This window comes from Atopococcus tabaci DSM 17538, assembly GCF_000429585.1.
Classification (GTDB): domain Bacteria; phylum Bacillota; class Bacilli; order Lactobacillales; family Carnobacteriaceae_A; genus Atopococcus; species Atopococcus tabaci.
Genome location: NZ_AUCD01000066.1, coordinates 1 through 13,657, shown reverse-complemented (window position 1 = coordinate 13,657; position 13,657 = coordinate 1). Strand labels below are relative to the sequence as shown.

Sequence of the window (13,657 nt, the reverse complement as noted above, 5' to 3'; positions counted from 1 at the left end):
ATAATGTAATAAAATAAGAGAACTTACAAATTCTTTGACAGAAAATGTAAGTTCTCTTTTATTTTAGAATCCAGGACCTTTTGTCCCAGCCTCATTTTTTGTACAATAACAGACAAAAGACAGTGACAAGTTTGTGAAATAAATACTTTTGTTTAAAGTGAACTGCTTTCAGTCATTGGCAATCAAATGTTTTTATCATAAGATACGAAAGGATTAAACGAAACATGGTTTTACAAAGTGAAACAGCAAGTATTTTTGGTAAGGATTACGATGAAAACGATTTTTGTTCTTATTCAAAAGTAATGAGAGCGGGTACAAGTTGATGACCGCATCCCAAGACTAAAGTTGGTCCCAGTAAAAGTTTGAAAAATATCTGTTTTTTGAAATCGTTCGCGTTGCATTTGTGAATACGTGAACTTTGTAAAACTAACTAATTAATTTCAGGAGGAATTGTTGTGGAGTATACGGAAACACAAGTACAGAAAGCCGCTACGCCCAAAATATCTTTGAAAGAAAAATTGCCTATGGTTTAGGGGACGCCGGAAACGGATTGATGTTCCAACTGGCGCAAGTTTACTTATTGACATTCTATACTGATGTATTAGGAATTTCTGCTTATTGGGGCGAAGTAATTTTCTTAGTCACCAAATTTGTGGATGCAATCACGGACACACTGGTGGGAACATGGGTCGATTCTCGTAAAATCGGACCTAGAGGGAAATTTAAGCCATTTATCTTGTTCGGTTCGCCTTTCCTCGCCATCGCTACTATCGCAGCCTTTTTGGCACCTGATTTGAATGAAGCGGCAAAAGTGGTTTACGCCTTCTTGACTTATAACCTCATGAGTTTGGCGTACACGGTTGTCAATGTACCGTATGGATCATTGTCCAGTTCCATGACGACAGATTCCGTTCAACGTACCTCTCTTTCTGTATTCCGTAACTTAGGTACTCAAGTGGGGATTTTGGCTACAGGAACAGTGGTCGTTCCGATTGTGAACGCGTTCGGAAGCCCGGCAATCGGTTGGCCGGCAACCGTGGCAATTTTTGCTGTTTTGGGAATTCTGTGCCACATCATTACCTACAAAGAAACAGAAGAATGTTTCATCTCTAAAAAAGAACGCGTGAAAGGCGACGGCAAAAAAGCGTTGAGTTACTTGTTCAAAAGGGGTCTTTTCTGGGTGTTGTCCGCATACACTATTTTGAGTATCGGCGGAATGTTCTTAAAAATCGGATTTCAACTGTATTACTTCGAATACGCCCTTGGACAGGATACGCTTGTGAGCTTTGTCAGCATATTGAATATGGTCGCTTTGCTGCCGGCATTGTTCCTTTCTTCCAATTTGGTTGCTATGTTTGGGAAGAAAAACTTGGCCGTTTTAGGTACAGGTGGGTTTGCGATTTTTGAATTCGTGAACTACTTCTTCACCGGAGACCAAATGACCACCTTCTTAATCGTCAACTTGTTCTCTTATTTCTTCTTGAGTTTGGCAAATACAGTGGCCTTTGCATTTGTTGCAGACGTCATTGAATACACTCAATGGAAATTTGGATTGCGTTCAGAAGGAATCCCTATTCTGCATACAGTTTCGTACGTAAAATTGCGCAGGGATTCGCTGGATTTCTTCCTGGGGCTGCATTGACTGCCATTGGGTATGTCGCTAATCAACAACAAACTGCTGAAACACTTTCCGGAATGGCAACTGTGTATTTCTTGGTTCCGGCTGTGATGTCCATCGCTGCTGTTTTGATCTTTGGTCCGTTCTACAAACTGACCGACAAACGTCACGCGGAAATCACTCAAGAGTTGCAAGAACGCGGAGAACTTTAAGTCGAAAAAAGACACAAGCATACCTCTTAAGAGGACTTGTGTCTTTTTTTCTATACAGGATGAAAGTGAAAGTTACTGACAGTGCTTTCAAATTTTGTTAAACTAGAAGAGACACTTAATTAAAATTGAACGGAAAAGTGATTATATAAGTATTATGGGTATTAAAAGGAGAAGAGCATGGGAACGACAAACGTATTAGTCACTTCCATTGGCGGACCGGTGGCGCAAGGTATCTTAAAAGGGTTAAAAGAGATGGATGATGTCCGAATCATCGGAGCAGACCGGCGTTTGCTTACAGCAGGGAATTTGTTTTGCGATAAAGTCTATCAAATTCCTCGCTTCTCCGATTTCTCTGGATATATGAATAGAATAAAAGAAGTGATCAAGGAAGAATCTATCCATGTAGTGTTTCCCGGACATCCGATGGAAACAGAACTTTATCATGAGTATCGAAAACAATTGGATATACCAGTCGCTTTGCCGGAAAGCCCTGTTTACAATGATTTGTTGGATAAAGAGGCCGTATACTTGCATATGGAACAATATGGATTGCACCAATACATCCCTCATTACATCGGATTCACCACCAACGAAGAATTCCTTCATTTGAAAGAACAACACTTTCCTGAAGAAACCCATTTGATTGTCAAAGACGTCAAAGGATATGGCGCGCTAGGTTTCGCGATTGTGACGGACCGGGAGAACTTTTTGAAAGCAGTGAAATCAGGAAACCGAAAAGTGACCAGTGTGGAAGACTATCTTGCCGTTACAGAGGACACCCGGAGAATCCTGATGGAAAAGTTGGAGCAGCCAGAGTACAGTGTAGACGTATTTGTGCATGACGGCGAAGTGGTGGTGGCTGTTCCCCGCAAGCGCACCGGCGTTTCCAACGGATTGGTGTTGGACGGAACTATTGAAAAAGAAGAAGCGCTTTTGGAAGCAACCGAACAGATTGCAGGAAAACTTGTAAACATCGGGTTTTTCAATATGCAGTTTATGCATGGAAAAGACGGATACAAATTGACCGATGTCAACCCGCGTTTTTGTGGGAGTCAGGTGATGAGTTTGGGAGCCGGAGTGAATTTTCCTAAGTTGTTCATCCAATATGCGGTATTGGGAGAAACCCCCGTGTCGGAACCTATCTGGGGAACGCGGATGATGCGTTACCGGGAGACGTATTTTGTCCGCCCAGAAGACAACATTACCGAAAACAATTTCGAAGACACAAAAAAAACTGTATCATTAAAGAGGCAGTCGTCAGGTTTGTTATTTCAGCCGACGACTGCTTCTTTTTATTCCGTGAGACACCTGACGGTCAAGAAATCGGGCAGTGCCGTATCCAATCAGGAAAATAGCGAAAGTAAAGATCAAAACGACAGGGACATAGAGACTGTCGGGCCAGTGTCCAAAAAAAGGGCGGTGTTTCAAGTAAAAGTAATTTCCGTCAATCAGTGGATTCAAAAAATAGACGAAAACGAAATAGAGTAAAAACCAGCCGTACGATTTGATGAGTCCGATGAAAGAAGGGCGCCAATCATATGCCAATGCTGCAAAGATTGGCAAGAGGATGGTCAAGGCGTGGTTGATGAAAAAAGACATCCCAAGAGCATGATACGCAGGGTATACGCGGCTTGGGTAGAAAAAAGAACCGTACGCGTACAGTCCAAAATAAAAGAGCAGGTCCATCGTGGAGTGCTTTTTTGTCAGTAAAAACACAATGCCCAGCAAACTGGAAATACGCGAGATATGGAGGGGAAGAGCGTCCGATATGTCAAATCCCGTTTCGAATATATACCAGGAATACAATAAAATTTGTTGTGCCACTGCAATCAGCAACAGCCACTTCCGCACGGTTTCTGATTTTCGACGGACGAATTTACGGCGGCGGATCATCAAAAGAAGCAAAAGAAGCATAGCGGTGATATAGAGAAAGTAGTGGAACCCAAACAGTGGGATATAAGGAACTTCCTGGTCCCAAAGCAAATTCATGCACATGTCCTCCCTAGATGAAAGTCTAACTTCAGTATACCAAAGTCATGTAAAAAGGAAGTAAAACTGTTCAGCGTCTGGTTGGTCATTTTCTCGGCTTTATTCTAAAATGGAAGCGAGGAGGCGGATAAAGATGGAAACAATCGATATACGCGAACAAGCAGAACGAATTGAGGTCGTCAAAGGCGACATCACCGAAATGAATGTAGACGCCATTGTCAATGCAGCCAATAAAAGTTTATTGGGAGGTGGCGGTGTAGACGGCGCCATCCATCGGGTGGCAGGACCTGAATTGTTGGAAGAAACGAAAACCCTCGGCGGAGCGGAAACAGGAGAAGCCAAACTTACTAAAGGCTATAACCTTCCTGCTGCTTACGTCATCCATACAGTCGGGCCTGTTTACCAGGATGGGCAGCACAACGAAGAAGAGTTATTGCGGCAGTGCTACGACCACTCACTTGAAACGGCATTAGCCAACAACATCAAAACCATTGCCTTCCCTTCCATCAGTACGGGGGCATACCGGTACCCAGTGGAAGAAGCGGCAAAAATCGCGTTTGATTCGGTGTTGGATGCCTTGCTGCAACATGATGCATCGGAATTAGAAAAAGTCTATTTTGTGGCTTTCGATGACGAAACTTACCACTACTATCAAAAACTGTATGACTTGTATTTTGCTTAAAGTAAAGCCCCGGCCGAACTCCGTAACCGGGGCTTTACTTTTCCTGATGAGAGGAGAGGGTGTGAGAAAGAAAGATGGATCGTAAAAAAATTAAAAGGGCTGTCGGCTTTTTTCTTATGATTGGTTTGTTGGTGTTCAATGTGTGGTTATGGAATGACAACACACAATTAGGGACGTTTCTCTTTGTGGGATGGGTGTTAGGATACATCCTCACGCGGTCACGCATCGGTTTCGCTACTATTTATGTAGAGTTCTTTAACACTGGAGACGGGACGCGCTTTTATTATTTGCTGCTTATGTTTGTTTTTGGGGCATTGGGAACTACAGTGATTCACTCTATTGCTGCTGCAGATGGCGCAGTTTTGCAATTCCAAGCATCGGGTTCGCAAACTGCTATTCCAGGAACAAGTGCTGTTTCGCCGGTAGATTTGAGCTTAATCATCGGTTCGTTGTTGTTTGGTTCTGGCATGGTCATCAACAAGGGCGGCGGCTCAGAGACACTGCGAAAAACAGGACAGGGGAATGGCCGTTACATGTTGACGTTTCTTTTTCTTTTGATTGGCACCCTTCCTGGGCAGGTGGCTAAGACAGCCTTTGACCAATCTTCCCTCAGTCAGTACAGCATACGAATGTATCTGCCGGACCAAGCAGGCTACACCGGAGCCCTGCTTCTTACCGCCGCATTGGCCGGCGCAGTGTTCCTTTTGACGAGAAGTTATGAAAAGAAACGAAAGCAAGAAGATACCTATGAGACGAAGGGAAAACAAGAAAAAGAAAAACATCCGATAAAAACTTTTTCTGAAGCCCGGCAAGGCGGGATGTATCATACCTTGTTTCAAGCGAATTGGCCGGCACTGCTGGGGGTTGTCAGTGTATCGGCGGTATTGTTTGTTTCTTTGATTTTTACAGGAGAAACGTTGAAAGTCACCAAGCCGTTGCTTAAGGCTGCTGTCGCTTTATTCAGCCAGTTCGGTGTTTCGTTTGACCATCCAGCATTCAGCCAGACGCTCAAGACGTTACAAAACGGCATTTGGAACGATACAGAAAGCGTGCGGAATGCTGGAGTTCTCGGCGGAGCACTGCTGTACAGCCTCACATCAAATTCTTTTGATTTGTCATGGAATATGAAGTGGCGCGAGGCGCCTTGGTATATGATCAGCGGTTTGTTGATGGGGTTTGGAGCGATGTTGGCCGGTGGTGGAAACATCGGGGCCTTGTACTCTGGAATCGTCAATCTTTCCTTGTCCGGCTGGGCAGTGTTGTTCTTTGGCGCGATGGGATCCATCGCCACAATGACAGCTTTTAACGGAAGAGTGAGCACAATCCATAAGGCAAATGAATAAAGGAAGGAAATGGGAGCAGTCGTATGGTATTGATGGGAATGGAAGTGGAATTTTTAATCATGGACTCGTATTCATTGAAAGACAAACGGAGTGTGGTCAAAAGCATCATTGACCGGATGCACAACCGCTACAACGTCAGTGCGGCGGAAGTGGACGAAAACGAGGTGTTGAATAAAGGGGTCATAGGAATCGGCATTGTTACCAATAACCGCCGGCACGCACAAAAAGTGCTGCAGCAGGTTCTAAAAGAAATCGAAGATCTTTATCCGGTTGAAATCATCCACACTGAATGGATGGAATACTGAAAGCGAGGCTGGGATGTTGTCCCGGCCTCGCTGATTTGTTTATTTCAAAGAACTGATTTTAAAACTCTGCGCCATCGGGAACGGAGACCGTTCACGGATTTCTCTGTAGTGGTGGACATAAGGGTGTTCACACTCAGGATGATCCGGTTTGTGCACGCCGTTGAAGTGGACGACAGCCGGGCGGTTTCGAGCTTCTTCGTGCCGCTTTTCGCCTTCTGGATCAGGGTGGATGTTTTCTTTGGTCAACAATCCGGTTTGTGCATTATAACGCGGATGCAGAGGCAGCCAACGGTCATGTAACACGGCATTCAAGGCATCTTGGTCGTAAAAATGCAGTTTTTCCGCATTTTTTGCAATGAATGCAAACACTTTTTCCCCAATCGCTTCTTCCCGCCAACGATTCAAGTCAAATAACAACATGCCGGAATTGAAGTATTTTCCATTTCTGGTTTGAACACCCATTTGCTGGAAACGGGGATGAAATCCGACGTCTTCGACCGCTCCGACGATGTTTCCTTCCAGAGGCGTGTTCCATAATTCCCGTAAATCTTCGCGGACAATCATGTCACTGTCCAAATACAAAGCGCGGTCATAGTCCAACTCTTCCAACAAATCAGGAATGCTGATGCGGTGATAAACGGCATCAGGGAAACGCTCATTGGATACAAACGAGTGATAGTAGTCAGCGTCCACCTGCAGATAACTGAGGGTTGCCTGTTCATCTGCCACCATGTGATTCAAGGTATCTTTGTGAGGCAATGAAATCCCGTCATCCAAAATAAAAAAATCAATTCGAGTGTCCGGATGCTTGGTTTGAAGTACAGAAGAAATCAACACCGCCGCATGCGGCAAAAACGCTCCATTTGCAGTAGTAATCACAGCCAATCGATTCTCTTGATGCATCTGACCACTCCTTCCTTGATTGATACAAAACGAACAATTGAACATACTGATACCCTTGATTATAGCCCACTCTAGTTAAAAAATGCGACAAAAACGGTTTATGCGCCAGATGTTTATCGGTTCTCTTTCTCATTCGCTTCATGGTATTTTATAGGTAAGAAATAAAGCGAAAGGAGGAAAAGTCATGAGATTTTTGGACCGTGAAGATGCGGGCAAACAGCTGGCCGAAAAATTGCTTGAATACAAAGACACGAAGCCGGTTGTTTTGGCCTTGCCGCGGGGAGGCGTCCCGATTGGTGTGGAAGTCGCAAAGGCGTTGGATGCCCCTTTGGATTTGTTGATCATCCGAAAAATCGGCCATCCTATGCACCCGGAATACGCCATCGGAGCAGTGGGAGAAGAAGGGGAGCCGCTCCTTCACCCAATCGAGACCCAGTATGTGGACCAAGTCTGGTTGCAGAATGAAATCAAACGCCAACGCCAAGAAATCAAACGGCGGAAAGAATCGTACCTTCCGTCTATCAATCACGTACCATGGAAAGATCGAACGGTTATTTTGGTGGATGACGGAGCTGCGACAGGCTTTACCATGCTTGCCGCCTTAAAGCAGTTAAAAAGCATGAACGTGAAAAAGATCATCGGCGCACTTCCGGTTGTCTCACCCGATACATTGAGGCAATTGGAGCGGCTGGCAGATGACATGGTAGCAGTGGAAGTGCCGCGCGTGTTTTTAGGGGGCGTGGGGGCATATTACCATGACTTCCGTCAAGTTCCAGATGAAGAAGTGATCGCTATGTTGAAACGAATCTACGACCAAGATTGAAAACACAAAGGGAGAGACGGCAATGTTCAAAGACAAAACGGCTGTTGTCACAGGCGGTGCACACGGAATTGGAAAAGCAGTGGTGAAAGGGTTTCTGGCTCACAGTGCGAAAGTGGCTTTTATCGACCAAGACAAAGAAGCCGGCGCCAGTTTGAAAAAAGAATTGGAAAAAGCCGGCGAAGAAGTGCTCTTTTTCCACGGTGACCTTGCAGATCCAAAGACATTGCGCGAGTTTGTCCAGGAAGTCCATGACACGTATGGAGATGTGACGTATTTGATTAACAATGCGATGGAGACAAAGGGAGGCATTCTTTCAAATTGTTCCTATGAGGACTTTGTCGCGGCGTTGAAGGTCGGAGTGGCTGCCCCTTATGAGTTGACACGCCTGCTGCTGTCACATTTTACAGAAGGAGCGTCGGTAGTGAATATCTCTTCTTCACGTGCATTCCAGTCTCAAGCAGATACAGAAAGTTACACTGCTGCAAAAGGAGGCATCTCTGCCTTGACGCACAGCTTGGCTGTCAGTCTTTCTGGAAAAGTGAGAGTGAATGCCATTTCTCCCGGTTGGATTGAGACGACGGAAAGCCCGGTGTTTTCCCAATCGGACCTGCAGCAGCACCCTTCCGGTCACGTTGGTACCCCGGAAGACGTGGTGCGGCTGGTGTTGTTTTTATGCGATGAAAACAACCGGTTCATCAATGGCGAAAACATCCTCATCGACGGCGGCATGAGCAAGCGGATGATCTACCACGATGATGAAGGATGGACGTATACCTCTCCTCAAAAGTAAGGTTTTGAAGAAAATGCTGTTTACGGTATGATAAAGAGGTAGATTAAAAAGTGAGGGGGATAGAATGGATACCGAATTAGGAATGCCGATTATCAACAAAGAACCAAAGAGCGGATTGACGGACAGCCTGTCCAGCTATACAAAAAGTATCTTATTCAAAGTTGGCGATACACTTGATGCGAGCTTGAAAAAAAGCCATAAAAAAGAACAGCTCGCAGAAGAGTTGGAGCGAACAATATTGTCTCGTCTGGAAAAAGCGGATATCATCGTTCCGGAAGCGGATTGGGTGCTTTTGAATGAACTGCTGGACGAACCGCTAAAAGTGATTAAACAGGAAGAACTCTCTACGTACAGCACCTTGGCTGAGCATGGATTGGTGTTTGTTTTTCGCAGAGGACTGGAGATGCAAGTTTCCGTTCCCAGAGAAATTCAAGATGTAATGAAACGACTAGCAGACGAAAACACCATGAAAGAGCAGCCGGTTACTGAAACTCAAATTCAAGAGAAGGCGCCGTTGGATGAAAATGAAGCTGCTTTGTTGAAAATGTACGAATCAACCAAGGCTATCTACGGCGCAGCCAACTTGACCCACCTGACCCAAGTTTGGAACGACCACCACGAAGTCCACTATTCACTAGACGATGTGCGGGCAATTATTGAAACAAATTCGAAATAAAAAGGTGAAACCGGCCTGAACAGGCTGGTTTTTTTGTTCAATAAATAGACACATTTAAGTCGTATTATTTTACGGAACGGTCTTTTCTCCGTATACTAAGTGTGTATTTATAAACTATTTATTAAGAAGGAGAGGATTTATTATGGATCAGGTCACCAATTCGTTGGGCTCTGCTTGGAATTCATTTGTTCATTTCTTGCCCAACTTGATCGGTGGGATTGCTCTTATATTGGTTGCTTGGGTGATTGCCACCCTAGTCAAAAAGGCCGTTGCAAAAGGGCTGAAAGCAATTGACTTTGACAATCGTTTGCAAAAATGGGGGGCTGCCAATACGGAAGAACAGGCGAATCAGTCAATCGATTCGATGGCGAAAGTGTTCTATTATCTTGTTTGGGTCTTATTCCTGCCGAGCATTTTCGATGTATTCGGATTGAGATCAGTCGCCGCTCCAATCAGCAACATGATCAACACCGCGTTGGCATACCTGCCAAACATTATTGCGGCTGCATTCCTTATCGTGATCGCAGTGGTTGTCGGACGCTTCGTGAAGAACTTGGTGTACAACTTAGCCTTGTCGATGAACGTGGACAGAATGGTGGATAAGTTCACCGGCGGCTCGGACAATGTGGACGCATCTGAAGTCACGCCGTCCAGAAAACAAAAAGACACCATTGCAAAAGTACTGGCCAATATCGTTTATATTTTGATTTTGATTCCGATTCTGACCGTTGCATTGGAAGCATTGAATATTCGTTCCATCTCTACGCCGATCATCAACGTCATGAACAGTATCTTGGCTGCCATTCCAAACATTCTGGTTGCCGTTATCCTGTTGGGGGTTGGAATTGTCATCGCCAAATTCGTCGGTGACCTAGTGGCAGATTTACTGCAGGGAACCGGCATCAACAAGCTATCGACATCTCTTAGCCCATCCGGACGCGCGAAAATTGATTTGGCGCAAGTCATCGGTCAAGTCGTCGCAGTTCTGATTGGTTTGTTCTTCTTCGTAGAAGCATTGAACGCATTGAACTTGGCAGTGTTGAATACAATCGGCGCGGCAATCATCAGCTACATCCCGAACTTGCTGTTTGCTCTGATTATCCTTGGTTTGGGAATTGTCGGCGGTCAGCTGCTTGGGAACTTCATTACCCGTTCAGCCGGCAGCAAATGGTTGGGCGCATTGGTACAGTACCTGCTGATTGCATTCGCCGTCTTTATGGCATTGGATCAATTGAACTTTGCTACCAGCATTGTCAATGCCGCGTTCATCTTCCTTATTGGAGGAGCAGCCGTTGCCTTTGCCATTGCGTTTGGTGTCGGTGGACGAGACTTCGCCCGCAACCAATTACGCAAATTGGAAAGCAAAATGGATCGTGAAGCAGCTAAGAACGAAACACCTGACAATGATATGATTGAACAAGCAAAAGACGAGTTCAAATCGTAAAAAATTGACAACGAAAAAGACCGCTCCTTTGAGTGGTCTTTTTTCCTGTCTGAAATAAATTCCCTTGTATGTTAAAATTAAAACTATGACTGACCTTTTTTCATCAAACCTCTTTCAAGCGAAAGGGGAGTTTAAAAAGGGTCAGTAATGAAGAAACGCATTTAGAAGTAAGGGGTGAAATGAAAGTATATGTCTGACATGCCTTTAGAAATGGACATGCATATGTTGTGCCTTATTTTGAACGATGATGAAGGGTCCAAAGTGTTAAAAATTGCCCGTGAACATGAAATAATGGGCGGAACCGTCTTTTACGGGGAAGGAACGGTACGTAAAAAGATGATGAGGTTTCTAGGATTGGACAATGTACGCCGAGAAATAGTGCTGTTGGTCGGTTCTAAAAACGCAATCGATGACGCGTTCCAGGCGTTGGCTTTCCGACTGCATTTGGACCGCCCGAATCATGGAATCGGGTTTACCGTCCCACTGTCCCGCGTATTGGGGGTTCATGCGCAACCGATAGAAGGCGAAAGAAGAATCAGCAAAAAGCGAAAGGAGGCAGCAGATTTGTCTCAAGCGATCATTACCATTGTCGAGCGCGGCCAAGCCGAAGATGTCATGGAAGCTGCTCAAAAAGCAGGGGCTCAGGGTGGAACAATCATCCACGCGCGCGGTACCGGAGCCAAACAGGCGCGGTTGGTATTTAACATGGAAATCGAACCTGAAAAAGATATTGTATTGATTATAGCAGAAAAAACTACTGCCGATGATATTGTGGAAGCCATCTCCAAAGAATTGGATATCGAAAAACCGAATCGCGGAGTGTTGTTCACAATGGATCTGGCAGAGACGAGAGGGATCGTTTAACATGAAAATATTTGTAATAAATAGGGGGAATGGGGGTTATCCGTGTGAATAGGATGACCGAGAAATTTTTTGAAGTAATACAATCAGTACTGCCGATTGTATTGTTCGTGTTGCTGCTTCACTTCACTATCGCTCCATTGGAAATGGATGCACTGGGGCGCTTCTTGATGGGGACGGCATTTGTCGTCATTGGACTAACCATCTTCTTGGTGGGGGTCGACATATCGCTGTCTCCAATCGGCGAATATTTGGGGAAAGGGATCACGCTCAGCAACAAACTGTGGATTGTCGTTGCGGCTGGATTAGTGATCGGCTTTTTCGTCCCAATCGCAGAACCATCGTTGTTGGTGTTGGCTAACCAAATCAGCACTGTCACCGGCGGAGCAATTGGCAGTATGACCATTTTAATTGTCGTGGCGATTGGTGTAGCTCTCATGGTTGCACTGGGCATTTTAAGGATTGTCATGAACTTTTCGATGAAAAATCTATTTCTTGGGACGTATTTATTAATCCTGATTCTGGGGTTCCTGGCCCCCGGTGAGTTTTTGGCGATTGCCTTTGACGCATCTGGAGCCACGACAGGAGCAGTGACGGTGCCGTTCTTGCTGGCAATTGCCACAGGAATTGCCCAAATGAAGAAAGACTCCCGTTCATCGGAAGAAGACAGTTTCGGACTGGTGGGAATCGGGGCAAGTGGCGCCATTATCTCTGTTTTGATTTTAAGTATCTTGTCTGGACAAGATGAAATCCAAGGCTCACTGGATCCGGGAGCAGAAATCACCGCCAATATCTTCCAAGTTTTCGGTGCTGAAATGTTGCGGCAGGCACAAGAGGTGTTTCTGGCAATTTCGCCAATCGTAATGATTTTCTTGGTTTACCAAATCTTCTCATTGAAGTTGAAACGTCAGCGGCTTCGTCGAATTGTATTCGGGCTAATTTATGTTTATATCGGCCTTATTTTCTTCTTGTCTGGGATCAATGCAGGCTTCTTGGAAACCGGTACACTCATGGGCTACAATTTAGCCGCTTCAGGAAACGAAGTGTACTTGCTGCTGGCATCCTTCGTGCTGGGGATGGTCACCATATTGGCGGAACCGTCCGTCAGTGTCCAAACCCGTCAGATCGAAGACATCACCGGCGGATCCATCAAAGGCGGACCCATTACCGCTGCATTGTCCATCGGTGTCGGGTTGGCCATCTTCTTGTCGATGCTGCGCATTTTAGTGTCTGATTTGGAATTGTGGCACATCCTGCTGCCGGGCTATATCCTCGCTTTGGGACTCAGCCGCGTGGTTCCGACTCACTTCGTCGGAATGGCGTTCGATGCAGGCAGCGTAGCGACCGGACCGATGGTGACCACATTCGTCCTGGTGTTCATCCAAGGTGCCGCGCAGGCTACAGAAGGTGCAAATGTATTGATTGACGGATTTGGGATGATTGCATTGGTCGCAATGATGCCGATGATCACGTTGCAACTTTTCGGCTTCATCTATACACAGCGGTCCAAAGCATTGGAAAACGAAAAAACTTAAAAAAAACACAAAACAAGCACGTGGATGGTTCGTTCATGCGTGCTTGTTTTTCATTGAATAAAACCCTTTCAAAACAAATCCCACAAAAGCAACAAATCATGGTACTATATATACGAAAGATATACCAATAAATAATGTATAATTGTATAAAGAAACAAGGTGTTTTCTTAAACAGGGGGGGAGCGTCAATAATTTTGTGTAAATGAAATTCCCTGCTGCAGAAATTTTTCTAATTATTCGCCAGTTTCTCGAACAGCCCGAGCAGTTCTCCTTCCGCCTGCTGGAACCCGCGATGGCTGCGGTCCAGGAAATTCTGGTTGTAGTTTTCGAAGAGGGAGACCAGGAAGCGGTCCATGGACTCCTCGTTCTGGAACTGTTCCTTGCGCCTGCTGTACTTCTTGACCTGCTTATTGAAGGACTCAATCAGGTTGGTGGAGTAGAGGCTCCGCCGGATTGCGGCCGGGAAGTCGTAGAAG

The 13,657-nt window shown here is 45.3% G+C and carries 14 protein-coding genes and 1 pseudogene; 12 read left to right on the top strand and 3 right to left on the bottom strand.

What is annotated here, in order from left to right:
- Positions 1-553 precede the first annotated feature (553 nt).
- The 3 genes and pseudogenes from G470_RS13285 to G470_RS13280 all read left to right on the top strand — a co-directional run.
- On the top strand, positions 554-1,642 hold the full coding sequence (locus G470_RS13285) for an MFS transporter (RefSeq protein ID WP_205617921.1): 1,089 nt from the start codon (positions 554-556) through the stop codon (positions 1,640-1,642).
- Positions 1,540-1,830: an MFS transporter gene (locus G470_RS15035; protein WP_205617920.1), complete on the top strand. Its 291-nt coding sequence runs from the start codon at positions 1,540-1,542 to the stop codon at positions 1,828-1,830. Before G470_RS13285 ends, G470_RS15035 begins: the two co-directional genes overlap by 103 nt.
- Positions 1,831-2,007: 177 nt before the next feature.
- Positions 2,008-2,940, top strand: a pseudogene (locus G470_RS13280) (ATP-grasp domain-containing protein); the annotation flags it as partial.
- A gap of 156 nt (positions 2,941-3,096) precedes the next feature.
- Here G470_RS13280 and G470_RS15135 read toward each other — a convergent pair.
- On the bottom strand, positions 3,097-3,723 hold the full coding sequence (locus G470_RS15135) for a TMEM164-related integral membrane acyltransferase (RefSeq protein WP_420806590.1): 627 nt from the start codon (positions 3,721-3,723) through the stop codon (positions 3,097-3,099).
- Positions 3,724-3,952: 229 nt separating this feature from the next.
- Between G470_RS15135 and G470_RS0109400 the strand changes: the two genes are divergently transcribed.
- From G470_RS0109400 to G470_RS0109390, 3 genes are all read left to right on the top strand, one after another.
- Positions 3,953-4,501: an O-acetyl-ADP-ribose deacetylase gene (locus G470_RS0109400; protein WP_028274603.1), complete on the top strand. Its 549-nt coding sequence runs from the start codon at positions 3,953-3,955 to the stop codon at positions 4,499-4,501.
- A 74-nt stretch (positions 4,502-4,575) separates the two neighbouring features.
- On the top strand, positions 4,576-5,844 hold the full coding sequence (locus G470_RS0109395; protein ID WP_028274602.1) for a YeeE/YedE family protein: 1,269 nt from the start codon (positions 4,576-4,578) through the stop codon (positions 5,842-5,844).
- Positions 5,845-5,867: 23 nt separating this feature from the next.
- Positions 5,868-6,149, top strand: coding sequence for a DUF503 domain-containing protein (locus G470_RS0109390; protein WP_028274601.1), 282 nt, complete (start codon positions 5,868-5,870; stop codon positions 6,147-6,149).
- Between the two features lie 39 nt (positions 6,150-6,188).
- On the opposite strand, the gene G470_RS0109385 is transcribed toward G470_RS0109390, so the two are convergent.
- Entirely contained in the window at positions 6,189-7,052 is an 864-nt protein-coding gene (locus G470_RS0109385) for a glycosyltransferase family 8 protein (protein WP_028274600.1), read from the bottom strand.
- Positions 7,053-7,236: 184 nt separating this feature from the next.
- Here G470_RS0109385 and G470_RS0109380 point away from each other — a divergent pair, with 184 nt between their 5' ends.
- From G470_RS0109380 to G470_RS0109355, 6 genes are all read left to right on the top strand, one after another.
- The gene (locus G470_RS0109380; RefSeq protein ID WP_028274599.1) at positions 7,237-7,875 is read left to right on the top strand and encodes a phosphoribosyltransferase; all 639 of its coding nucleotides are present in this window, start codon (positions 7,237-7,239) and stop codon (positions 7,873-7,875) included.
- Positions 7,876-7,897: 22 nt separating this feature from the next.
- Complete coding sequence (locus G470_RS0109375) at positions 7,898-8,665, top strand: SDR family oxidoreductase (protein ID WP_028274598.1); 768 nt, start codon at positions 7,898-7,900, stop codon at positions 8,663-8,665.
- 64 nt (positions 8,666-8,729) lie between these two features.
- Positions 8,730-9,341: a hypothetical protein gene (locus tag G470_RS0109370; protein WP_028274597.1), complete on the top strand. Its 612-nt coding sequence runs from the start codon at positions 8,730-8,732 to the stop codon at positions 9,339-9,341.
- Between the two features lie 142 nt (positions 9,342-9,483).
- On the top strand, positions 9,484-10,785 hold the full coding sequence (locus tag G470_RS0109365) for a mechanosensitive ion channel (protein ID WP_028274596.1): 1,302 nt from the start codon (positions 9,484-9,486) through the stop codon (positions 10,783-10,785).
- A 189-nt stretch (positions 10,786-10,974) separates the two neighbouring features.
- Positions 10,975-11,649 (top strand): P-II family nitrogen regulator, encoded by a 675-nt coding sequence (locus G470_RS0109360; RefSeq protein WP_084172167.1) that lies wholly within the window; start codon positions 10,975-10,977, stop codon positions 11,647-11,649.
- Positions 11,650-11,702: 53 nt separating this feature from the next.
- A complete protein-coding gene (locus tag G470_RS0109355) occupies positions 11,703-13,181 on the top strand; it encodes a DUF1538 domain-containing protein (protein ID WP_240470669.1) in 1,479 nt (492 codons plus the stop codon).
- Positions 13,182-13,410: 229 nt separating this feature from the next.
- Here G470_RS0109355 and G470_RS14200 read toward each other — a convergent pair.
- Positions 13,411-13,657, bottom strand: a 247-nt coding sequence (locus tag G470_RS14200) for a transposase (RefSeq protein WP_205617917.1), incomplete at its 5' end; no start/stop codon positions are given.

What these genes read in the sequence shown, in the direction of transcription:
- G470_RS15135 (WP_420806590.1), bottom strand. Translation starts at nt 3,723, where the DNA reads ATGATCCGCCGCCGTAAATTCGTCCGTCGAAAATCAGAAACCGTGCGG.
- G470_RS0109385 (WP_028274600.1), bottom strand. Translation starts at nt 7,052, where the DNA reads ATGCATCAAGAGAATCGATTGGCTGTGATTACTACTGCAAATGGAGCG.
- G470_RS13285 (WP_205617921.1), top strand. Translation starts at nt 554, where the DNA reads ATGTTCCAACTGGCGCAAGTTTACTTATTGACATTCTATACTGATGTA.
- G470_RS0109360 (WP_084172167.1), top strand. Translation starts at nt 10,975, where the DNA reads ATGTCTGACATGCCTTTAGAAATGGACATGCATATGTTGTGCCTTATT.
- G470_RS0109365 (WP_028274596.1), top strand. Translation starts at nt 9,484, where the DNA reads ATGGATCAGGTCACCAATTCGTTGGGCTCTGCTTGGAATTCATTTGTT.
- G470_RS0109400 (WP_028274603.1), top strand. Translation starts at nt 3,953, where the DNA reads ATGGAAACAATCGATATACGCGAACAAGCAGAACGAATTGAGGTCGTC.
- G470_RS0109395 (WP_028274602.1), top strand. Translation starts at nt 4,576, where the DNA reads ATGGATCGTAAAAAAATTAAAAGGGCTGTCGGCTTTTTTCTTATGATT.
- G470_RS0109390 (WP_028274601.1), top strand. Translation starts at nt 5,868, where the DNA reads ATGGTATTGATGGGAATGGAAGTGGAATTTTTAATCATGGACTCGTAT.
- G470_RS15035 (WP_205617920.1), top strand. Translation starts at nt 1,540, where the DNA reads ATGGAAATTTGGATTGCGTTCAGAAGGAATCCCTATTCTGCATACAGT.
- G470_RS0109355 (WP_240470669.1), top strand. Translation starts at nt 11,703, where the DNA reads ATGACCGAGAAATTTTTTGAAGTAATACAATCAGTACTGCCGATTGTA.
- G470_RS0109380 (WP_028274599.1), top strand. Translation starts at nt 7,237, where the DNA reads ATGAGATTTTTGGACCGTGAAGATGCGGGCAAACAGCTGGCCGAAAAA.
- G470_RS0109370 (WP_028274597.1), top strand. Translation starts at nt 8,730, where the DNA reads ATGGATACCGAATTAGGAATGCCGATTATCAACAAAGAACCAAAGAGC.
- G470_RS0109375 (WP_028274598.1), top strand. Translation starts at nt 7,898, where the DNA reads ATGTTCAAAGACAAAACGGCTGTTGTCACAGGCGGTGCACACGGAATT.